General features: G+C 71.5%; 19 protein-coding genes and 1 pseudogene. 12 read left to right on the forward strand and 8 right to left on the reverse strand.

Going from position 1 to position 21,094, the window contains the following annotated elements; genetic code table 11:
- Window positions 1-5 precede the first annotated feature (5 nt).
- From ACWCPY_RS03750 to ACWCPY_RS03760, 3 genes are all read left to right on the forward strand, one after another.
- On the forward strand, window positions 6-656 hold the full coding sequence (locus ACWCPY_RS03750) for a TetR/AcrR family transcriptional regulator (protein WP_451262691.1): 651 nt from the start codon (window positions 6-8) through the stop codon (window positions 654-656).
- A 236-nt stretch (window positions 657-892) separates the two neighbouring features.
- On the forward strand, window positions 893-1,939 hold the full coding sequence (locus ACWCPY_RS03755; RefSeq protein WP_451262692.1) for an endonuclease/exonuclease/phosphatase family protein: 1,047 nt from the start codon (window positions 893-895) through the stop codon (window positions 1,937-1,939).
- 244 nt (window positions 1,940-2,183) lie between these two features.
- Entirely contained in the window at window positions 2,184-3,404 is a 1,221-nt protein-coding gene (locus tag ACWCPY_RS03760; RefSeq protein WP_451262693.1) for an MFS transporter, read from the forward strand.
- 53 nt (window positions 3,405-3,457) lie between these two features.
- Here ACWCPY_RS03760 and ACWCPY_RS03765 read toward each other — a convergent pair whose 3' ends face one another.
- The 5 genes from ACWCPY_RS03765 to ACWCPY_RS03785 form a co-directional block, all read right to left on the reverse strand.
- On the reverse strand, window positions 3,458-5,212 hold the full coding sequence (locus tag ACWCPY_RS03765; protein WP_451262694.1) for an NAD+ synthase: 1,755 nt from the start codon (window positions 5,210-5,212) through the stop codon (window positions 3,458-3,460).
- Window positions 5,213-5,302: 90 nt separating this feature from the next.
- Window positions 5,303-6,970 (reverse strand): multicopper oxidase family protein, encoded by a 1,668-nt coding sequence (locus ACWCPY_RS03770; RefSeq protein WP_451262695.1) that lies wholly within the window; start codon window positions 6,968-6,970, stop codon window positions 5,303-5,305.
- A 67-nt stretch (window positions 6,971-7,037) separates the two neighbouring features.
- On the reverse strand, window positions 7,038-7,208 hold the full coding sequence (locus ACWCPY_RS03775) for a hypothetical protein (protein WP_451262696.1): 171 nt from the start codon (window positions 7,206-7,208) through the stop codon (window positions 7,038-7,040).
- Between the two features lie 164 nt (window positions 7,209-7,372).
- Window positions 7,373-7,798 (reverse strand): CBS domain-containing protein, encoded by a 426-nt coding sequence (locus tag ACWCPY_RS03780; RefSeq protein ID WP_403770932.1) that lies wholly within the window; start codon window positions 7,796-7,798, stop codon window positions 7,373-7,375.
- Between the two features lie 326 nt (window positions 7,799-8,124).
- Complete coding sequence (locus ACWCPY_RS03785; protein WP_451262698.1) at window positions 8,125-8,808, reverse strand: DUF3105 domain-containing protein; 684 nt, start codon at window positions 8,806-8,808, stop codon at window positions 8,125-8,127.
- A gap of 289 nt (window positions 8,809-9,097) precedes the next feature.
- Between ACWCPY_RS03785 and glnA the strand changes: the two genes are divergently transcribed.
- Complete coding sequence (gene glnA / locus ACWCPY_RS03790; protein WP_072483343.1) at window positions 9,098-10,459, forward strand: type I glutamate--ammonia ligase; 1,362 nt, start codon at window positions 9,098-9,100, stop codon at window positions 10,457-10,459.
- A 92-nt stretch (window positions 10,460-10,551) separates the two neighbouring features.
- On the opposite strand, the gene ACWCPY_RS03795 is transcribed toward glnA, so the two are convergent.
- Window positions 10,552-10,755 (reverse strand): tyrosine-type recombinase/integrase, encoded by a 204-nt coding sequence (locus ACWCPY_RS03795; RefSeq protein ID WP_451262699.1) that lies wholly within the window; start codon window positions 10,753-10,755, stop codon window positions 10,552-10,554.
- Window positions 10,756-10,981: 226 nt separating this feature from the next.
- Here ACWCPY_RS03795 and ACWCPY_RS03800 point away from each other — a divergent pair, with 226 nt between their 5' ends.
- Entirely contained in the window at window positions 10,982-11,170 is a 189-nt protein-coding gene (locus ACWCPY_RS03800; RefSeq protein WP_451262700.1) for a hypothetical protein, read from the forward strand.
- 170 nt (window positions 11,171-11,340) lie between these two features.
- Here the strand turns inward: ACWCPY_RS03800 and ACWCPY_RS03805 are convergent, their stop codons facing one another.
- The gene (locus tag ACWCPY_RS03805; protein WP_451262701.1) at window positions 11,341-11,715 is read right to left on the reverse strand and encodes a hypothetical protein; all 375 of its coding nucleotides are present in this window, start codon (window positions 11,713-11,715) and stop codon (window positions 11,341-11,343) included.
- Between the two features lie 412 nt (window positions 11,716-12,127).
- Here ACWCPY_RS03805 and ACWCPY_RS03810 point away from each other — a divergent pair.
- The 6 genes and pseudogenes from ACWCPY_RS03810 to ACWCPY_RS03835 all read left to right on the forward strand — a co-directional run.
- Window positions 12,128-12,220 (forward strand): annotated as a pseudogene (locus ACWCPY_RS03810) (glutamine synthetase); the annotation flags it as partial.
- A gap of 81 nt (window positions 12,221-12,301) precedes the next feature.
- Window positions 12,302-12,436 carry a hypothetical protein gene (locus ACWCPY_RS03815; protein ID WP_451262702.1) on the forward strand — a complete coding sequence of 45 codons (135 nt, stop codon included), beginning with the start codon at window positions 12,302-12,304 and terminating at the stop codon, window positions 12,434-12,436.
- Between the two features lie 247 nt (window positions 12,437-12,683).
- Entirely contained in the window at window positions 12,684-14,030 is a 1,347-nt protein-coding gene (locus ACWCPY_RS03820; protein ID WP_451262703.1) for a discoidin domain-containing protein, read from the forward strand.
- A complete protein-coding gene (locus ACWCPY_RS03825; RefSeq protein WP_451262704.1) occupies window positions 14,030-15,331 on the forward strand; it encodes an MFS transporter in 1,302 nt (433 codons plus the stop codon). The genes ACWCPY_RS03820 and ACWCPY_RS03825 overlap by 1 nt, the downstream gene beginning before the upstream one ends.
- On the forward strand, window positions 15,328-16,386 hold the full coding sequence (locus tag ACWCPY_RS03830) for a TolB family protein (protein WP_451262705.1): 1,059 nt from the start codon (window positions 15,328-15,330) through the stop codon (window positions 16,384-16,386). Before ACWCPY_RS03825 ends, ACWCPY_RS03830 begins: the two co-directional genes overlap by 4 nt.
- Before the next feature lie 195 nt (window positions 16,387-16,581).
- Window positions 16,582-17,403: a putative protein N(5)-glutamine methyltransferase gene (locus ACWCPY_RS03835; RefSeq protein WP_451262706.1), complete on the forward strand. Its 822-nt coding sequence runs from the start codon at window positions 16,582-16,584 to the stop codon at window positions 17,401-17,403.
- Here ACWCPY_RS03835 and ACWCPY_RS03840 read toward each other — a convergent pair.
- Window positions 17,396-17,908, reverse strand: coding sequence for a pyridoxamine 5'-phosphate oxidase family protein (locus ACWCPY_RS03840; protein ID WP_451262707.1), 513 nt, complete (start codon window positions 17,906-17,908; stop codon window positions 17,396-17,398). The two genes, ACWCPY_RS03835 and ACWCPY_RS03840, sit on opposite strands and share 8 nt — an antisense overlap.
- A gap of 135 nt (window positions 17,909-18,043) precedes the next feature.
- On the opposite strand from ACWCPY_RS03840, the gene ACWCPY_RS03845 reads away from it, so the two are divergent.
- Window positions 18,044-21,034, forward strand: a complete 2,991-nt coding sequence (locus ACWCPY_RS03845) for a bifunctional [glutamine synthetase] adenylyltransferase/[glutamine synthetase]-adenylyl-L-tyrosine phosphorylase (protein WP_451262708.1) — start codon at window positions 18,044-18,046, stop codon at window positions 21,032-21,034.
- Window positions 21,035-21,094: the final 60 nt, after the last annotated feature.

The raw sequence follows: 21,094 nt of genomic DNA on the forward strand, positions 1-21,094 counted from the left end.
GCGACGTGCGGGTACAGGCACAGGCGGAAGGCCGGAACCGGGCGGTCCGGGAGGAACCGGAACCGCGACGGGGCCGGCCGCGCAGCGCGGCGGCCGAGCGGGCGATCCTGGACGCCGTCGTCGGACTGCTGGAGGCCGGTGAGCCCCTGGCCGGCCTCTCCATCGAGCGCATAGCCCGTACCGCCGGCGTCGGCAAGGCGACCATCTACCGGCGGTGGAGCGGCAAGGAGGAACTCTTCGTCGACGTCCTGAAGGACATGGAGCCGCCGGAGCCCGCCGTCTCCGGCACCGCCGGCCTCGACGACCTGCGGCTGCTGCTGGATTCGATGCGCAGACGCGGCCTGGCCCAGCGCTCCTCGGTCCTGCTGCACAACGTGTTCGCGCAGATGAAGAGCCACCCCAAGCTGTGGGCGGAGTACCACGGCAATGTCATCGCGCCCCGCCGCGTCGCCATGCTGGCGGCCGTGCAGCGCGCGGTCGACGCCGGGGAGCTGCGCGCGGACCTGGACGTGGGGCTGATGGACGACCTGTTCCTGGGGCCCATGCTCGTACGCACCATCCACCGGCCCGACGCGCCGCTGCCCGAGGACCTCGCCGACCGCATCGTCCGGATCCTGGTCGAGGGCCTGGCGCCCCGCCCGGCCGACGGCGCGTGACACACCCGGGCGCCCGGCACTCCCGTACACCCGGCAATTCAGGAAACGGAACCGGACCCGCCCGATTGTGATCGTTCTGTCACAAGCCCCTCCGGGCCCCGCCCGGCCGGAACCCTCCGGACCCCGCCCCTCGTCCTCGTGGCAGTACGGCCGTCGTCGACGGCAGGAAACCCGTCGCCCATCGCCTAGGGTCGTGGACGCGGCGACATGCACGGCAAGGCAGTGAGGACAGCGCGATGGTGCAGGCGTACGGAGCGGACACCGGGAACGACCGTGCGGAGCCGGGCCCGGAGCCGGATCCGGTGCGCGCCGGGTCGGGGTCCCGCCTGCGTGAGCTGCGCGACAGGTGGACCAGGGACCCGGGTATCTGGCGGCGCGGCATCGTCCTCGCCCTCTGCTCGGTCCTGCTCACCTTCGTGATGGCCTTCCACGCCAAGATCCCGAACGCCATCGGCAACCTGGGCAGCCTCTCGGAGACGTTCCTGCCGTGGTTCGGGGTGTTCGTCCCGCTGCTGCTGGTCCTCGGCCTGGTGCGCCGCTCGGCGACCGCGCTGATCGCCCTGCTGCTGCCGGTCGTGGTCTGGTTCAACGTCTTCGGCGGCCTGCTCACCGACAAGTCCGGCAGCGGCGGCGACCTCACCGTGGCCACCCACAACGTCAACGCCGACAACCCCGACCCGGCGGGCACCGCCCGCAAGGTCGCGGCCTCCGGCGCCGACGTCATCGCCCTGGAGGAGCTGCCGAGCGGCAAGGTGGCGACGTACGAGGCGGCCCTCGCCGACCGCTACCGGTACCACTCGGTGCAGGGCACCGTCGGCCTGTGGAGCAAGTACCCGATGAGCGGCACCAAGCCGGTCGACATCAAGATGGGCTGGACCCGGGCGATGCGCTCCACGGTGACGACCCCGAAGGGCGAGGTCGCCGTCTACGTGGCCCACCTGCCGTCCGTACGGGTCAAGCTGCACGCCGGATTCACCGCCAACCAGCGCGACGACAGCGCGGACGCCCTGGGCGAGGCCATCGCCCACGAGAAGCTCGGCAGGGTGATCCTGCTCGGCGACCTCAACGGCACGATGAACGACCGCGCGCTGAACGGCGTCAGCGCCCAGATGCGCTCCACCCAGGGCGCGGCGGGCAACGGCTTCGGCTTCAGCTGGCCGGCCTCGTTCCCGATGGCGCGGATCGACCAGATCCTGGTGAAGGGCGTCGAGCCGATGTCCTCGTGGACGCTCGGGGCGACGGAGAGCGACCACCTGCCGATCGTGGCGCGCGTGCAGCTCTGAGGCGTGACACCGGTGACGCGGTGAGCCGTTCCGCCACCGGCTCCGAACGCTGACGAAACGGTCCGTTCACCCGCCGGGACAGAGCGTCTGAGAGAATTTGTTCCGTTCGGGAACCAAGGGTGTCCGGCGACGGCGCCGGATGGGCCGCGCACCGGCCCGCCCGGTTCCCTCCTCCGCCTCCCGCCCACCGGTCCGCCCTGTCCGGCCGGGGCGGTCCGGGCTTCCCGCGGAAAGGTCTCTCCTCATGCCCCTGGCCCTGCTCGCACTCGCGGTGAGCGCCTTCGGCATCGGTACCACGGAGTTCGTGATGATGGGCCTGCTGCCCGATGTCGCGGACGACCTGGGCACCTCCGTACCCACCGCCGGCCACCTCGTCTCGGCGTACGCGATCGGTGTCGTGGTGGGAGCCCCGCTGCTCACCGCCGTCGGCTCCCGCATCCCGCGCAAGCGGATGCTCCTGCTGCTGATGACCCTCTTCACCGTCGGCAACCTCGCCTCCGCCTTCGCCCCCGGCTTCGGCTGGCTGCTGGGCGGCCGGTTCCTGGCCGGGCTGCCGCACGGGGCGTTCTTCGGCGTCGGCGCGGTCGTCGCGGCCCGGCTGGTCCCCGAGGGGCGCCGGGCCCGGGCCGTGGCCACCATGTTCCTCGGGCTCACCGTCGCCAATGTCGTCGGCGTCCCGGCGGCCACCCTGCTCGGCCAGCACCTCGGCTGGCGGGCCACCTTCCTGGTCGTCGCGGCGATCGGGCTCTGCGCGCTGGCGGCGCTCGCCCGGCTCGTACCGCAGGTGCCCCTCGACGCCCATCAGGGCCTGGGCCGGGAACTGCGCGCCCTCGGCGACCGCCAGGTGCTGCTCGGCCTGCTCACCGCCGTCCTCGGCTTCGCCGGGGTCTTCGCCGTGTACTCCTACCTCTCGGCCATGACGACCGAGGTGATGGGCTTCGGCGAGTCCGCGGTGACGCCGGTGCTCGCGCTCTTCGGCATCGGCATGACCCTCGGCGCACTCGCGGCGGGACCGCTCACGGACCGGGCGCTGCGGCCGACGCTCTACGGATCGCTCGGCGCGCTCGCCGTCGTCCTCGCGGTCTTCCCGTTCGCCGTCCATGCGCGGTGGGCCGCGCCGGTGCTGGTGGTGCTGCTGGGCGGGGTCGGCTTCATGACGACCACACCGCTCCAGATGCTGGTCATGAACAAGGCCAAGGACGCCCCGACCCTGGCGTCCGCCTCCAACCACTCCGCGTTCAACCTCGCCAACGCGGGCGGCGCGTGGCTGGGCGGCGCCGCGATCGCGGCGGGCTGGGGATGGACCTCCCCGGCCCCGGTCGGCGCGGCCCTCGCGGTCGCGGGCCTGGCGGTCGCGGTCACGGCCGGCCTGCTGGACCGGGAACGCACACCGGGGACGTCGAGGGTGGTGGCCCGTGCGCAGGCGCGGCCCGCACGGGACGACACCCCGGTGGACACGCGCTGAGACGCGTGGGCGCGGTGACCGGGCGGACCGGTCACCGCGCGCCCACGCCCCGCTCAGCCCGACTCGCGCCACCGGTTGGTGATCGGCAGCCGCCGGTCCTTGCCGAAGCCCTTGGGGGAGATCTTGGTGCCCGGCGGGTACTGCCGCCGCTTGTACTCCGCGGTGTCGACCATCCGCAGTGTCTTCGCGACCAGGGCCTTGTCGAACCCGGCCGCGACGATCTCGTCCAGCCCCTGGTCCCGGTCGACGTACAGCTCCAGGATCCGGTCCAGCACGTCGTAGTCGGGCAGCGAGTCCGTGTCGACCTGGCCCGGGCGCAGCTCGGCGCTGGGCGGCTTGGTGATGGACGCCTCCGGGATCGGCGGGGTCTGCCCGCGCTCCTCGGCGGCCCGGTTGCGCCACTTCGCGAGGCGGAAGATCGACGTCTTGTAGACGTCCTTGATCGGGCCGTACGCCCCGACCGAGTCGCCGTACAGCGTCGAGTAGCCGACCGCCAGCTCGGACTTGTTGCCCGGTGCGAGGACGATCTGGCCCTCCTGGTTGGAGACGGCCATCAGCATCGTGCCGCGCAGCCGGGACTGCAGGTTCTCCTCGGCGAGACCGGTGAGCCCCAGCGAGCCCATGTACGCGTCGAACATCGGCTCGATCGGTACGGTGCGGAAGTTCAGCCCGGTGCGGCGGGCCAGCTCGGCCGCGTCGCCCTTGGAGTGGTCCGAGGAGTACTTCGACGGCATCGAGATGCCGTACACGTTCTGCGCGCCCAGCGCGTCGCAGGCGATCGCCGCGACCAGCGCCGAGTCGATCCCGCCGGAGAGCCCGATCAGCACACTGCTGAAGCCGTTCTTGGCGGCGTACGCCCGCAGGCCCACGACCAGCGCCGAGTACAGCTCCTCGTCGTCGTCCAGCCGCTCCGCGTACCCGCCGCCCAGCTCCGCCGGGTACGCCGCGAGGGGCTCCTCGGAGAGCACCACGTGGTCGATCCGCAGCCCGTCGTTGACGACACCGGACGGCGGCTCGGCGGCGGCCGCCGGCAGCTCCAGGTCGAGTACGACGCTGCCCTCGGCGAACTGCGGGGCACGGGCGATCACTTCGCCGTCCCGGTCGACCACGATCGAGTCGCCGTCGAAGACCAGCTCGTCCTGGCCGCCGATCATCGCCAGGTACGCGGTGGTGCAGCCCGCCTCCTGGGCCCGCTTGCGGACCAGTTCCAGCCGGGTGTCGTCCTTGTCCCGCTCGTACGGCGAGGCGTTGATCGACAGCAGCAGCCCGGCGCCGGCGGCCCGCGCGGCCGGCACCCGGCCGCCGTCCTGCCAGAGGTCCTCGCAGATCGCGAGCGCCACGTCCACGCCGTGGACCCGTACGACCGGCATCGAGTCGCCCGGCACGAAGTACCGGAACTCGTCGAAGACGCCGTAGTTGGGGAGGTGGTGCTTGGCGAAGGTCAGCGCGACCTGCCCGCGGTGCAGCACCGCCGCGGCGTTCCGCGGGGAGCCGGCGGGCTGGCCGTAGCGGGGCTGGGCCGTCTCGGAGCGGTCGAGGTAGCCGACCACGACCGGCAGCTCCCCGAAGCCCTCCGCGTCGAGCCGGGCGGCGAGCGCGCGCAGCGCCTGCCGCGAGGCCTCGACGAAGGACGGGCGCAGGGCCAGGTCCTCGACCGGGTAGCCGGTCAGCACCATCTCCGGGAACGCCACCAGATGGGCGCCCTGTTCGGCGGAGTGGCGGGTCCAGTGGACGATCGCCTCGGAGTTGCCGGAGAGATCACCGACGGTCGAGTCGATCTGATTCAGTGCGAGACGTAGTTGAGGCACGCGCACCAGTGTAATCGTCTGACTGACGCAATGTCCTGGCGGGCCGCGGAACCAAGGCCGCGGCCCGCCAGGAGCCGGGTCCCGCGGCCCTCAGCGGCGGTAGCCGATGACCGTCATCATGCCCACGTCCGAGTGGTAGATGTTGTGGCAGTGGAGCATCCACAGCCCCGGGTTGGTCGCGTCGAACTCGACGGCCAGGGAACTGTCCGGCCGGATGATCGCGGTGTCCTTGCGTGCCCAGTCGACCGCGCCCCGGCGGGTGGCCCGGTGGCTCGGCCCCGCCGGTCCCACCAGGCCGAACGAGTGCCCGTGCAGGTGGATGGGGTGCCACATCTCCGTGACGTTGAAGAACTCCAGCCTGACCCGCTCGCCCTCCCGCACCGGATGGCGCTGGTGGGGGTTGTAGGGCTCGTGGTCGAAGGCCCAGTCGTACGCCTTCATGTTGCCGGTCATCCTGAACCGGATGGTCCGGTCGGGCTTGCGCGAGGACAGCTTCACGGACTCGTCCGGCATCAGTCCGTACGCCTCCACCAGCTCTCCGTCCAGCTCCCTGGGGCGTACGGACGCGGTGGGCGCCTTCCCCTGGCCGGTGCGGAGCAGGGCCAGCGCCGAGGCCCTCTTGCCCTCCGCGAGCGCGGTCAGCGGGAACACCCCGTCGCCGGCGGTGATCATCACGTCGTACCGCTCGCCCATGCCCATCAGCAGGGCGTCCGTCGTTCTGTGCCGGACCGGGTAGCCGTCGGTGTGGGTGATCGTCATCCGGTGGCCGCCGAGCGCCACCCGGAAGGCGGTGTCGCCGCCCGCGTTGATGATGCGCAGCCGGATCCGGTCGCCGGGCTTGGCGGCGAAGGACGTGGGGGACTTCGCGGTGCGGCCGTTGATCAGGTAGTACGGATAGGCGACATCGCCCCCGTGGCTGTCGAGCAGTTCGCTGTAGGAGTCCCTCGTCATCCGCGAGGGTCCGGAGCGGCCCTTGGCGGGCTTGGCGGGGGCTCCGTGCGCGCCGCTGCCGTGGTCCATGCCGCCCCTGCCGCCGCTGAGCTCGTACAGCACCGAGTCGGGCGTCGAGCCGTCCACCCCGTCGACCCAGTCGTCCAGGACGACGACCCATTCCTTGTCGTACTTGAGGGGCTCCCTGGGGTCGTCGACGATCAGCGGCGCGTACAGTCCGCGGTCCTGCTGGACGCCCGTGTGCGGGTGGAACCAGTACGTCCCCGCGTGCGGGACCTTGAACCGGTAGGCGAATTCCGCACCGGGCTTGATGGGTGCCTGGGTCAGAGCGGGCACCCCGTCCATGTCGTTGCGCACATTGAGCCCGTGCCAGTGCAGTGTCGTTTCCGCAGGCAGGTGGTTGGCAAAGTTGACGGCGAGGGTGTCGCCCATCGTGACCCGCAGCTCCTTGCCGGGCAGCCGGGCGTCGTACGCCCAGGAGCCGACGGTGAGCCCGTCGCCCAGATCGAGCCGGGACGGGGTGGCGACGAGGTCGATCTTCCGTACGGGGCCGGAGCCCCGCTTGGCCTCGGCCGCCGCGACCTCCTCCCCGCCGGGGGAGACGTACCCGTCATCGGACTTCCCGCGGGGCGGGGTCCCGTGGTTCACGCCGCCGTGGCTCGTGCCACCGGCGTTCGCGCTGCCGGTCTTCTTGCCGCCGTGGCCATGGCCGGTGTCGGATTCGTCGGAGCAGGCGGCCAGTACCGCCGTGCCGGCGGTGGCGAAAGCGGCGCCGAGCACGGCGCGTCGGGTGGGTGGAGTGCGCATGACGGAGTGCACCTCGGGGTGTTGTCGGTATTTCGGTCTGCTGGGAGAGGGGGAGGCGCGCCCCCTTCTATATGCGCAGCACCGACAACGGGGCGGGACGGACGCCGCCCTGCCGGGGCCCCGGCCCCGGCAGGGGAGCGACCCTGACCGCGACGCCCCTGAGGAGGTGGAGGATCCCGATGAGCAGCGAGACGCACAGCAGCAACTGTCCGTATGTCGCACCTTCACTCAGGGTCATGCAGAGCACCCTACCCCCGCCGGGTATCCGGCGCGCGCGGAGACGTTTCTCCGCAGCGGTACGGGCTCCGGCGGGGGAGGGCGAGGCAATGGCCCGGCACCCTTCGGGCAGGGGGCACCGGGCCATCGGCGCAGCAGGACTGCGGACCGGGTCGGCGCGGGCGGTCAGCCGCGCGCGTAGACCTTCTCCGCCCAGCCGGCGATCTGTTCCTCGGTGAGGTGCTGCGCCAGGTCGGCTTCGCTGATCATGCCGATCAGCATCTTGTTCTCGATCACCGGAAGCCGGCGGATGCGATGGGTCTGCATCTCCTCCAGCACCATCTCCACATCGGCTTCCGAGTCGATCCAGCGAGGGGTGCCGTGGGCGAGGTCGCCCGCCGTCATCTTGGACGGGTCGTGGCCCATGGCCACACAGCCGACCACGATGTCCCGGTCCGTGAGGATGCCGATCATCCGGTCCTGCTCGCCATTGGCCGAGATGGGCAGCGCACCGACCTTGTGGTCGCGCATCAGCTGCGCGGCCCGGTCGAGCGTCTCGTGCGCGGGGATCCACGTGGCCCCGGTGTGCATGATGTCCTTGGCGGTGGTCATGAGGGATTCCTCCTGCGTGCCGATGGGCATGCTGTACGACCCCGAGCGAACCCATCGTCATGGGCCCGTTCGGGGGACGCGACCGCTATCACCCGTTCGGGTGCACCTGCGGCCGGAGGGAATCTTTCAGGAGCGGGGTCCCGCGCCTCGCGCCGCCGGCATGTCGGCCATCGCGTCCGGCTCCGACTGCTGGGCCTCTGCCATTCCCCGGGCGAGCCGCTTCTCCGCCGGCACCGTGCCCGCGAACAGCAGCGCGAGCGCCACGGCGGAGCCGGCCGCTCACCGCACGCGCCGGACGCGTTCCGTACCGGTCACTGCGCCACCGGTCACTGCTCCCCCAGGCCGCCCGTGCAGGGCGCACCGGGCTCGGGCGTCTGCGGCCCCTGCACGAACTGCGAGAAGAACCGGTCGACCCGCGGGTCGTCGGCGCCGTCCACCGTCACCTGCTTGCCCCAGGCGGTCAGCATGATCGCCCCGGACTGTTCCTCGTACGGGCTCATCAGCGAGTACGGCGTCCGCCCGACCCGCTCGGCGAGCTTCGCCACATCGGCCTGCGGGGCCTTGTCCGTGTACGTCACCCACACCGATCCGTGCTCCAGCGAGTGCACGGCGTTCACATCGGGCAGGGCCTTGGTGTACACATCGCCGTCGCAGTTCATCCATACGGGGTTGTGGTCACCGCCCACCGGCGGCTTCATCGGGTACGCGACGGTCCCGGTGACGTGGTTGCGGGTCAGCTTCGTCGCGTCCCAGGTCCGCAGCCCCGCGACCGGTCCGTCGGCGGGCTCCGTCTGCTTCTGCTCCGTCGAGGGCGCCTTGGCGTCCTCCGCCGGGGCGGCCCGCTCCTGCTCGGACGCCTCGGACGTCTCCAGCACCATGTAGGTGCCGAAGCCGGCCAGGCCCACGACGACGAGCACGCTCAGGCCTATGGCCAGGGCACGGTCGCGGCGCTGCCGCGCGCGGTGGGCGTCGTGCTGCTGAGCCATGGGGGCCCTGGGGTCGAAGCTCATGTCGTCAGGTCCTTCCGGGAAGGGGCGGGAACGGCTGGCGGGAGGCCGGGGACCGTCGTTCGGATCCGGCCGGATCCGAACGGGAGACCCTGGGAGAACCGGCGTGCGCGGGGCCGTCGCGAGGCCGCTCCACCCCCGGTGCGCCGTGGGCGCCGATCGTAGTGGGTGGCCGGGTGCTCCATCTCACTTCGTGTGCGTAATCTGGGTGAAATCCCGGGTCGTGATACTGGAGCTTCTCCCCTACCCCGGGCGGTGGTGCACGGACCGTCTGAACTGCAAGGATGTGGCTATGGACAAGCAGCAGGAATTCGTCCTCAGGACGCTTGAGGAGCGCGACATCCGCTTCGTACGGCTGTGGTTCACCGATGTCCTCGGCTACCTCAAATCCGTCGCAGTGGCCCCCGCCGAGCTGGAGCAGGCGTTCGACGAGGGTATCGGCTTCGACGGCTCGGCCATCGAGGGCTTCGCCCGGGTGTACGAATCCGACATGATCGCCAAGCCGGACCCGGGCACGTTCCAGATACTCCCGTGGCGTGCGGAGGCCCCCGGCACGGCCCGGATGTTCTGCGACATCCTCATGCCCGACGGTTCGCCGTCCTTCGCCGACCCGCGCTATGTCCTCAAGCGCATCCTCGCCAAGACCTCCGACCTGGGCTTCACCTTCTACACCCACCCGGAGATCGAGTTCTTCCTGCTGAAGGACAAGCCGGTGGACGGCAGCCGCCCCACCCCGGCCGACAGCTCCGGCTACTTCGACCACACCCCGCAGAACGTCGGCATGGACTTCCGCCGCCAGGCGATCACCATGCTCGAATCGATGGGCATCTCGGTCGAGTTCAGCCACCACGAGGGCGCCCCCGGCCAGCAGGAGATCGACCTGCGGTACGCGGACGCGCTCTCCACCGCCGACAACATCATGACCTTCCGCCTGGTGATGAAGCAGGTCGCACTGGAACAGGGCGTGCAGGCGACGTTCATGCCGAAGCCGTTCTCCGAGTACCCCGGCTCGGGCATGCACACCCACCTCTCCCTCTTCGAGGGCGACCGCAACGCCTTCTACGAGTCGGGCGCCGAGTACCAGCTCTCCAAGGTCGGCCGCTCCTTCATCGCCGGTCTGCTCACCCACGCGGCGGAGATCTCCGCCGTCACCAACCAGTGGGTCAACTCCTACAAGCGCATCTGGGGCGGCTCCTCCCGTGCCGCGGGCGCCGGCGGCGAGGCCCCCTCGTACATCTGCTGGGGCCACAACAACCGCTCCGCGCTCATCCGCGTCCCGATGTACAAGCCCGGCAAGACCGGCTCCGCCCGGGTGGAGGTCCGCTCCATCGACTCCGGCGCCAACCCCTACCTGACGTACGCGGTGCTCCTCGCCGCGGGCCTCAAGGGCATAGAGGAGGGCTACGAACTCCCGGCCGGCGCCGACGACGACGTCTGGGCGCTGTCCGACGCGGAGCGCCGCGCCATGGGCATCGAGCCGCTGCCGCAGAACCTGGGCGAGGCGATCGCGCTGATGGAGAAGAGCGAACTGGTGGCCGAGACGCTCGGCGAGCACGTCTTCGACTTCTTCCTCCGCAACAAGAAGCAGGAGTGGGAGGAGTACCGCAGCGAGGTCACCGCCTTCGAGCTGAAGGCACTGCTGCCGGTGCTGTAACCGCAGGTCAGTGGGCTAGGAAGTGTTACACGGGCGGGTCGTCCGGTCGAGCAGAGGCGACCCGCCCGCAGTCATGATCAGCCCTGGGCCGTCTATGGGCCGTCAGACACGAACGGGCGGCCGAGGTACACCTTGTCCATGGCGACACGGGCCTGGCCCTCGCTGCTCGGCAGCAGGTGCGTGTACGTCCGCAGGGTGAACCCGGGGTCGGTGTGACCGAGGTACGTGCTCAGCGCCTTGATGTTCTCCCCGGCGTCCAGGAGCACCGACGCGTAGAAGTGCCGCAAGGCATGCATCCCATGCCTCTCGCAGCCGCGTGGCGCTTGCCCGGCTCGGCGCGCACGGTGCTCGCGCTGCAAGGGTTCTTGCGCAGGTACTCGTCATCGACGGCCGCATTGAGGATCGCTGAGACGCTGGAGAAGATGACGCGCCGGTACGGGAAGTGGCTGAGCTGCGGTCGAAACGCCTCTCGGCGGCCTCGATGTACCGTGCCCCGTAAGGCAAGCACGGGGGAAACGCAGCATGAGCCGAAGACGGTATGTGGCCAGAGGGGTCCCTGGCGGCTACCGCATCTGGGACAACAAGGGTGGCCGTTGGTGGGGCGACCACTATGAGCTCTGCCCGGATGATCTCCTTGCGGAACTGAACGGCGGCGCCGACTACGCGAAGATCACGGCTCTACTCAAGAGGTACAGGGCCCAGAAGCGCTGAAGTGCCGTGCCCCGCACGTGCCCGATCGAGCGGGAACAGGCGGGGAACCACGGCGTCCTACGGGCGGCGCGCACGAGAACGGCCCCCGACCGATTCACCAGGTCAGGGGCCGTTCAGCTGCGGTGGGTGTGGGATCTGAACCCACGGTTACGTCGCTGCCACGACGGTTTTCAAGATCGCTGCCGAGTTGAGTCGGCCCTTGTTTTCACGGAGGCGATCACGGCGGTAGCGACACCGGTCACGACGAGGCTCCCCATCGCGATCATCCCCACGCCGACCATGAATAGGCCGCTGGAGTCGTCCGACCAGTCGTAATAGGCGGCAACGGTCAGGCCGATTGGGACGCCGAGCACGGCGCCTGCGATGTAGCGCCGGGATGCCGCCCAGTACACCGGCGCCAGCAAAGTCAGCACCAGCCCGATCACCTGCCACGCCTCGTACGGGCCGGTCACCGAACCATCAGGATGCACGTCACGTTTCTGGTCCCAGCCCAGCCAGGCAGCCCACACCGCTAGCGTCATCACAGCCAGCACGAGGATCGCCATCAGCTGGGGAACGAGTTTCATAGGTCGTTGTGGCATGGCTCAAGCGTTCCGGCTCACCCTGGAGCCGACCAGAGTCCAAGTACTCACCTCTGCTTGAGTGATTCGCCCACGGATCACAAGTTCCCCGTGCCGCAACCGCGCCAGATCGGTCGGGGACTCACGGGGAACTGCGGCTGCTGGCCGGAGCTCACAGTCAGCAGGCACCGAGGTCCGTGTTCCGCAGGTCAGGCCCCAACTCGCCCCACCTCGCTCCTGAAGTGGTGGTCGGCGCAGTACGGCGGCGAGCACCATCCCTGGGCCGTCTTGGGGCCGTGGAAGGGCACTCAGCGATGAACAACGTTGACAACTGCTGACAGCTCGGCCGCAGGTCACAGCGTTGATCGATACATGACCGCAGGTCGGAATCGCCTCAGATCACTTCCTCCGCAACAAGAAGCAGGAGTGGGAGGAGTACCGCTCCGAGGTCACCGCCTTCGAGCTGAAGGCACTGCTGCCGGTGCTGTAGCCGCATCGCGGCGACGCGACGGCGATCCGGGCCGGAGGCGGCATGCCTCCGGCCCGGAGTGCGTCCGGGTTGAATGCCGGCATGCGAAAGAACGACGACCAGGCGAGAACTGGTGCCCGGCTGACAACATCCGGCTGTCTGGCCGGCCTGCTGGTCGCGCTCGCGATCCCGCTGTGGATTGTCGGAGCGCTCCTGCTCGACGTCCTCTCCCGTTGAGAAGCCGCGCGGGCGGTGCCGAACAGGCCGTGGAATGAAGCAAGTTGGGGGACTGGTAGGAAACTTTACTGTTCGCTAGCATTCCCGGCGGTGGCTTGGCGCGGTGTCCGTCGTGCGGGCATGACGCGCTCAGTGAGAGCTCTGGCCCGGCCACCGGGTCCCCGTCACTCGCCCGTACCCGGGAGTGCGGGGCCGACACGTACCGATGCCCAGCTCTCGCCACCCCCACAAGGCCAGGAGTCCAGGGATGCATCCGAACGGCTCAGCTTTGCTCCTCACGCCCACGCGGCGCCGTACGGTGGGCGTGGTCCTCGCCGCCGTACTCGTCCTCATCGGCGGCCTGTTGCTCGCCTACCCCGAACGGGCCGGGGCCGCCGCCGACCCCCTCATCTCGCGCGGCAAGGCCGCCACCTCCTCCTCCGACGAAGGCTCCGGGCTCGGACCGCAGAACGCCTTCGACGGCGACCCGGCCACCCGCTGGGCCAGCGTCGAGGGCAAGGACCCGCAGTGGCTGAGCGTCGACCTCGGCGCCGGTGCCGAGGTCACGCGGGTCAAGCTGAGCTGGGAGGACGCGTACGCCAAGGCGTACCGGATCGAGATCTCCGCCGACGGCACCGGTTGGACCCGGCTCGCCGAGGAGACGGCCGGGAACGGCGGCACCGACGACTGGGCCTCCCTCTCCGGAAAGGGCCGCTTCCTGCGCGTGTACGGCACCGCGCGCTCCACCGCCTACGGATACTCGCTCTACGAGGTGGAGGTCTACGGCACCCCCGGCAGCGAACCCCCGCAGACCGGTGCCTTCACCGTGGTCGCCGCCGGTGACATCGCGGCCCAGTGCACCGCGTCCGACAGCGACTGCGCCCACCCCAGGACCGCGGCGCTGGCCCAGAAGATCAACCCGAAGTTCTATCTGACGATGGGCGACAGCCAGTACGACGACGCCCGGATCGCCGACTTCCGCGCCTACTACGACAAGACCTGGGGCGCCTTCAAGGACAGGACGCGCCCGGTGCCCGGCAACCACGAGACGTACGACCCGGCCGGGGCGCTGGCCGGCTACAAGGCGTACTTCGGGGCCATCGCGTACCCCCAGGGCAAGAGCTACTACAGCTACGACGAGGGTAACTGGCACTTCATCGCCCTCGACTCCAACTCCTTCGACCAGAGCGCGCAGATCGACTGGCTCAAGGCCGACCTCGCCAAGAACAGCAAGGCGTGCATCGCCGCCTACTGGCACCACCCGCTGTACTCCTCGGGCGGACACGGCAACGACCCGGTCAGCAGGCCGGTCTGGAAGATCCTCTACGGGGCCAAGGCCGACCTCGTGCTCAACGGACACGACCACCACTACGAGCGGTTCGCCCCGCAGAACCCCGACGGGAAGGCCGTCGCCGACGGGATCACCGAGATCGTCGGCGGGATGGGCGGCGCCGAGCCCTACCCCATCGAGGAGGTCCAGCCCAACAGCCAGAAGCGGATCAGCGGTGAATACGGCGTCCTGAAGATGGACTTCACCGACTCCGGCTACAGCTGGAACTACGTCGGCACCGACGGCAAGACCAAGGACACCAGCCCGAAGTACACCTGCCACTGATGTATCTGGCGACCACAGGCCGCCGGGACACGCCGGCCCCGCCCCGCACCGTCGGGGCGGGCCGGCGGGTCCCCGGCACCGTCCTCGCACTCGGCACGGTCAGCCTCGTCACCGACATCTCCTCCGAGATGGTCACCGCGGTGCTACCGCTCTACCTGGTCCTCGGACTCGGACTCTCACCCCTCCAATTCGGCTTCCTGGACGGCCTGTTCAACGGCGCCGCCGCCGTCGTACGACTGCTCGGCGGGTACGCGGCCGACCGCGGCCGCGGCCACAAACGCGTCGCCGGGCTCGGCTACGCCCTCTCCGCCCTCTCCCGGATCGGCCTGCTGCTCGCGGGCGGCGCCACCGCCGGGATCGCGGCCGCCCTCGCCACCGACCGGGTCGGCAAGGGCATCCGCACCGCACCCCGCGACGCGCTGATCACGCTGAGCAGCCCGCCCGAGGCGCTCGGCCGCTCCTTCGGCGTGCACCGGGCGATGGACACCACCGGCGCCCTGCTCGGCCCGCTCGCCGCGTTCGCCCTGCTCTGGGCGACCGCCGACGCCTACGACGCGGTGTTCGTCGTCAGCTTCTGCGTCGGCCTGCTCGGGGTGCTGCTCCTCGTCCTGTACGTCCCCGGGCACCGGCCCGCACCGGCGCTCCCGATCCCGGCACCCCGCAGGCGCAGGGCCTTCACGGCCCTCCGCGACCCCGCCTTCCGGCGGATCCTCGCGGCCGCCTCCCTGCTCGGTGCCGCCACCGTCGGCGACGCCTTCGTCTACCTCCTGCTCCAGCGCCGACTCGACCTGCCCGTCGGCTGGTTCCCGCTGCTGCCGCTCGGCGCAGCCGCCTGCTACCTGCTGCTGGCCGTCCCGGCGGGCCGGATCGCCGACCGGATCGGCCGGCGGCTGCCGTTCCTGTACGGACACCTCGCCCTGCTCGGCGTGTACGCCACGCTCCTCGCCCCCGCCGGTGGACCGGCCCCGCTGCTCCTGGTGCCCGTCCTCGCGCTGCTCGGCGTCTTCTACGCCACCACCGACGGCGTGCTGATGGCCCTCGCCGGACCCGTGCTGCCCGCCGACGGCCGGGCGGGCGGACTCGCCGTGCTCCAGACCGGCCAGGCGCTGGCCCGGATGCTCGCCGCGGCGGGCTTCGGTGCCGCCTGGACCCTGTGGGGGCCCGGGCCCGCGCTGTGGGCGGCGCTCGCGGCCCTGCTCCTCGCCCTCGCGGGCGGCTGGACTCTGCTGCCGCGCGACCCGTCCGGCGCCCCCGCTCCCGGAGAGCCGGGAGCCCAGACCCCCGAAAGGCGGACCGCATGAGTGCCAGGTTCCCCGGAACTGCGAACCCGCTGGGCCCCCGGGCCCGGATCGCCGTCGTGGTGGCCGCGGTGCTGCTCCTCGCCGGCGGTTCCGTCGGGTACGTGTTGCACGCGCAGCAGCGGACCAAGGGCGAACGGACCGAGGCCGACGCCTCGTTCGCCCTCACCGGGCCCGCGCTGTACTTCCGCGACACCGCCAGCGGACGCGTCGCCCGCCGGCCGATGGCCGGCGACCCCGAAGTCCGTACCGCGGGCGCCCGCACCTCCGCGGCCCGGACCACCGGCGGGCCCGCCTGCGACCGGTTCTACGCCTCGCGGGACGGCGCGCTCTGCCTGCGCGCCAGGCCCGGGGTGCTGCCGAAGACGTACGCGATCGTCCTCGACCGGCAGTTGCGCGAGAAACGCCGGATCACCGTGCCGGGCGTCCCCACCCGCGCCCGGGTCTCCGCCTCCGGACGGATGCTGTCCTGGACGGTGTTCGCGACCGGCGACTCGTACGCCACCACCTCCTTCTCCACCCGCACCGCCATCCTCGATCTGCGGACCGGCTACCTCATCAAGTCCATCGAGAACATCCAGCTCACCATCGACGGCGCCCGCTACCACGCCCCCGACGTCAACTACTGGGGCGTGACCTTCGCCCGCGACGACAACCGCTTCTACGCGACCGTCTCCACCAGGGGCCGCACCTACCTCGTCGAGGGGAACATGCGGGACTGGACGGCGAAGGCGCTGCGGCAGAACGTCGAATGCCCCTCCCTGTCGCCCGACAACACCCGGCTCGCGTTCAAGAAGAAGGTCTCCGACGACGCGGCGGCACCCTGGCGGCTGTACGTACTCGACCTGCGGACCATGCGCGAGACCCCGCTCGCGGAACAGCACAGTGTCGACGACCAGGCGGCCTGGACGGACGACGACACGCTCGCCTACGCGCTGCCGGGCGGGTCGGGCCGGGGGAGCGACGTCTGGACCGTGCCGGCGGACGGGACGGGGACGCCCCGCGTGGCCGTGGAGGGAGGGTCGTCACCGGTGGCGGTGGCGGGGCCCGCGCGCTGAACGGGGCGGCGGGGCCGGTGCCCGTCCGGCGACCGGTGTAGTGTGACGCATCCCCGCACGGGGGCCGACCGAGGAGGTGAGACCCATTACCGCTGTATCAGGCTGGGTGCTCATCCCTCGCGACCGCGTGGTCGACCCGACATAGGGTCTGTGCGGCTGCGGAGCGCCCATCGGCTTCTCCGAAAGGCTCCGCTCATGCCGGTTCCCACCACACCGCCCGCCGTCTCCACCGTCGTCACCACCCTCCGCGCCGCCGGCTGCGTATTCGCCGAGGACGAGGCGGAACTCATCCTCTCCACGGCCACCGGCCCCGCCGAGGTCGCCGCCATGGTCGAACGGCGGGTCGCCGGGCTCCCCCTGGAACACGTCCTCGGCTGGGCCGAGTTCGGCGGTCTGCGGATCGCCGTCGGCCCCGGCGTCTTCGTACCCCGCCGACGCACCGAGTTCCTGGTCCGCCAGGCCGCCGCCCTCGCCCGGCCCGGAGCGGTCGTCGTCGACCTCTGCTGCGGCTCGGGAGCCCTCGGCGCCGCGCTCGCCGCGAGACTGGGCCGGGCCGAACTGCACGCGGCGGACGTCGAACCCGCCGCCGTGCGGTACGCCCGCCGCAACATCGGCGAGGCGGGCGAGGTGTACGAGGGCGACCTCTTCGGGCCGCTGCCCGGATCGCTGCGCGGCCGGGTGGAGATCCTGCTCGCCAATGTGCCGTACGTACCCACGGACGACGTCGAACTGCTCCCCCCGGAGGCCCGCATCCACGAACCCCGGGTGGCGCTCGACGGCGGTCTCGACGGTCTCGACGTCCTGCGGCGGGTCACCGCCGAGGCCCCGCGATGGCTGGCACCGGGCGGACACCTGCTGGTCGAGACGAGCGAACGGCAGGCGGCACGGGCCGAGGAGACCGTCGCCCGCAGCGGCCTCACCCCGCGTGTGGTCCGCTCCGAGGAGCTGTACGCGACCGTCGTCATCGCCACCAGACCCGGCCCGGCCGGCCCCCGCGGAGGCGACACGGTCAGCTGAACCGCCACCTCGTCTGACTGAAGCGGGCGCCCTTGCCGAAGCCGAAGGCCTTGCGGGGGCGCACCTGGAACACCAGCGCCGTGTGCCCCGCGTTCACGAACGTGCCGGCCCGGACGTCGAAGTGCCACTCCGGGCCGTACTTCGCCTCCCAGGCCGTGGCCAGCAGGCCCAGCCGGTCCTCGTCCGTCACCCGTTCCGCCCGGCCCTCGACCACCACGTCCAGCCCCTCCGACATGGTGTTGTTGCCGGTCGTCAGCACCACCTCGGGGTTGGCGGCGAGATTCCGGGCCTTGCGCTCCTCGGCACCGGTGGCGAAGTGCAGCGCGCCGTCCGCCCACACCCCGATCAGCGGAGTGACATGCGGGCGGCCGTCCGGGCGGACCGTGGACAGCCAGTACAGCTCCGCCCCGGTCAGCAGCTCCCTCGCCGTGGACCACGGGCAGGCCGCCGCGTCCTTGTCGCTGTAGTCGCCGTCCAGCTCGGCGTAGGGTTCGAATCCGGACATGAGGGGCCTCCTGGTCTGCTCCTGAAAAAGATCGTGCCTGCGAAGTACAGACCGTGCACCCGCTCCGAATTCATCGGTGCCGGGCTAGGCTCGGAACGCTGGATGGTGTGTGAGCGGCGAGCGGGAGAGCACGGAATGACGACGGTGCCGGGGCGCAGGAGCAGCACGTTCACCCGACTGCTGCGGCACGGCTTCACCGACCCCTCCGCCGCCGAGCGGCTCCTCGACCTGCCCGAGCTGTCCTCCGTACGCGCCGACCCGGTCCTGCTCGAAGCGCTCGGCGCCACCGCCGACCCCGATCTGGCTCTGCGGGGGCTCGCCCGGCTGGTGGAGGCCGAGGAGGCGGACGAGCGCCAGATCCTGCTGGACACGCTGGTCACCGCCAAACCGCTGCGGGACCGGCTGCTCGGGGTGCTCGGGGCCTCCGAGGCGCTCGGCGACCACCTCGCCCGCCACCCCCGCGACTGGCAGGCCCTCGTCACCTACGAGGCCACCGATCTCCACCCCGGCGTGGCCGAGTTCGAGCAGGGTCTCGCCGGGGCCGACGACCCCGACTCGCTGCGCGTCTCCTACCGCCGCTGCCTGCTGGCCATAGCGGCCCGTGACGTGTGCGGGACGACGGACGTCGCCGAGGCCGCCGCCGAACTGGCCGACCTGGCCACCGCGACGCTGCGGGCGGCGCTCGCCATCGCCCGTACGGCCGCGCCCGCCGACGCCGCCCAGTGCCGGCTCGCCGTCATCGCGATGGGCAAGTGCGGCGGGCACGAGCTGAACTACGTCTCCGACGTCGACGTGATCTTCGTCGCGGAACCCGTCGACGGCTTCGAGGAGAGCGCGGCCGTGCAGGCCGCCACCCGGCTGGCCGCGCACATGATGCGGATCTGCTCCGACACCACCGTCGAGGGCACCATCTGGCCCGTCGACGCCAACCTCCGCCCCGAGGGCCGCAACGGCCCCCTGGTCCGCACCCTGTCCTCGCACCTCGCGTACTACCAGCGCTGGGCCAAGACCTGGGAGTTCCAGGCGCTGCTCAAGGCCCGGCCGGTGGCCGGCGACCCCGAGCTCGGCGCGGAGTACATCGAGGCCGTCTCGCCGCTCGTCTGGCAGGCCGCCGAACGCGAGAACTTCGTCCCCGACGTGCAGAAGATGCGCCGCCGCGTCGTCGACAACATCCCCGCCGACCGCGTCGACCGCGAGATCAAGCTCGGCCCCGGCGGGCTGCGGGACGTCGAATTCGCCGTGCAGCTCCTCCAGCTGGTGCACGGCCGCAGCGACGCCACCCTGCGCAGCGGCGCCACGCTCGCGGCCCTGCGCGCACTCGCCGAGGGCGGCTACGTCGGCCGGGTGGACGCCTCGCAACTGGACGACGCCTACCGCTTCCTGCGCGCCATGGAGCACCGCATCCAGCTCTACCGGCTGCGCCGCACCCATCTGGTCCCGGAGGACGCCCCCGACCTGCGGCGGCTCGGACGCTCCCTCGGGATGCGCACGGACCCGATCACCGAACTCAACCAGGCGTGGAAGCGGCACGCGTCCGTGGTGCGGCGGCTGCACGAGAAGCTGTTCTACCGGCCGTTGCTCGACGCCGTCGCCCAGCTCGCGCCCGGTGAGTCCCGGCTCAGCACGAAGGCGGCCGGACACCGGCTCGAAGCGCTCGGCTACGCCGACCCGGCCGCCGCGCTCCGGCACCTGGAGGCGCTGTCGTCCGGGGTGTCCCGCAAGGCCGCCATCCAGCGCACCCTGCTGCCGGTGCTGCTCGGCTGGTTCGCCGACTCCGCGGACCCGGACGCCGGGCTGCTCGGCTTCCGCAAGGTGTCCGACGCCCTCGGCAAGACCCCCTGGTACCTGCGGCTGCTGCGGGACGAGGGCGCCGCCGCGGAGAACCTCGCCCGGGTCCTGTCGGCCGGCCGGCTCGCCCCCGACCTGCTGCTGCGCGCCCCGGAGGCGGTGGCGCTCCTCGGCGACCCGCAGGGGCTGAAGCCGCGCACCCGGGAGCACCTGGAGCAGGAGGTGCTGGCCGCGGTGGGGCGCGCGGACGGTGCCGAGTCCGCCGTCGCGGTGGTGCGCGCGGTACGCCGGCGCGAGCTGTTCCGGACCACGGCCGCGGACCTCATCGGCTCGTACGGTACGGAGGAGAGCCCGGCCGAGGAGGATCCGGGGACCCTGGTCGACCGGGTGGGCAACGCCGTCACCGATCTGAACGCCGTCACGATCGCGGGCGCCCTGCGCGCCGCCGTGCGCGAGCAGTGGGGGGACACCCTCCCCACCCGGTTCGCGGTCATCGGCATGGGCCGGTTCGGCGGCCACGAGCTCGGCTACGGCTCCGACGCCGATGTCCTGTTCGTCCACTCGCCGCGCGAGGGCGTCGACGAGCAGGAGGCGGCCCGGGCCGCGAACGCGGTGGTCTCCGAGATGCGCCGACTGCTCCAACTGCCCACCGCGGACCCGCCGTTGCTCATCGACGCGGATCTGCGCCCGGAGGGCAAGAGCGGTCCGCTGGTGCGGACGCTGGCGTCGTACGAGGCCTACTACCGGCGCTGGTCGCTGGTCTGGGAGAGCCAGGCGCTGCTGCGCGCCGAGCCGGTCGCGGGCGACGTGGAACTCGGTCGTGAGTTCATCGAGTTGATCGATCCGCTGCGCTACCCGATGGAGGGTCTGGGCGAGGACGCGATCCGCGAGATCCGGCGTCTGAAGGCCCGGATGGAGTCCGAGCGGCTGCCGCGCGGCGCCGATCCGACGCTCCACACCAAGCTGGGGCGCGGCGGGCTGAGCGATGTCGAGTGGACGGTCCAGCTGATGCAGATGCAGCAGGGCTGGGCGGAGCCGGGGCTGCGGACGACCCGCACCCGCGAGGCGCTGGCCGCGGCCTGCGCCGCGGAGCTGATCTCCGGGGAGGACGCGGCGACGCTGGACGAGGCGTGGGTGCTGGCGACCCGGGTGCGCAACGCGGTGATGCTGGTACGAGGCCGGCCGGGCGACACCTTCCCGTCGGGTCCGCGTGAACTCACCGCGGTGGGCCGGTACCTGGGGTACGAGCCGGGGCATGTCGGGGACATGCTGGACGACTACCGGCGGATCACCCGGCGGGCGCGGGCGGTGGTGGAGGAGCGGTTCTACGGGGCGTGAGGCGAGGTGCGCGCACCCGTGCGACCTCGCCGCGCGGGTGCGTACCGGCGCCGGCTCGCC

This window comes from Streptomyces sp. NPDC002403 (assembly GCF_053593015.1).